This is a genomic window from Streptomyces sp. 4F14, from assembly GCF_048159485.1.
GTDB lineage: Bacteria > Actinomycetota > Actinomycetes > Streptomycetales > Streptomycetaceae > Streptomyces.
The window spans coordinates 1-351 of sequence record NZ_JBLRVY010000287.1 but is presented as its reverse complement, the minus strand read 5'-3'; the positions used below and the strand labels follow the sequence as shown (position 1 = coordinate 351).

The window sequence follows — 351 nt, the reverse complement described above, 5'->3', positions numbered from 1 at the left end:
ATCACGGAAAGCCCTCCCCGACGGCAAGGCATCAGCATTGTCGAAACCGAGAGTGACCGCCGCCTCCCGCCGCACCAAATCCAGCAGCACCCGCGTACGTTCCTTCTCCCCCAGCCCGGACAGCCTGCCCCGCAACACCGACTCACCAGCAGACTGCACACCCGGCCGGGCGAGTGCCCTGCGTGCCTCCGGAATGCCCGACAGCAGAGGACTCGGGCGCTCCACCGTGAAACTGGGGGCGAACCGCTCCCAGTCCGTGTTCGTCACCGTGAGGGTGACCGAGCCGTCGCGCACCGCCCGCTCCAGAGCAGCCATCGCCAGCTCCGGCTCCATCGCCAGCACACCCCGCCG

1 protein-coding gene is annotated in these 351 nt (G+C 69.2%); it reads right to left on the bottom strand.

Going from position 1 to position 351, the window contains the following annotated elements:
• On the bottom strand, window positions 1–351 hold a 351-nt coding region (locus tag ACLZOT_RS50755), incomplete at both ends, for a beta-ketoacyl reductase (RefSeq protein WP_416976087.1).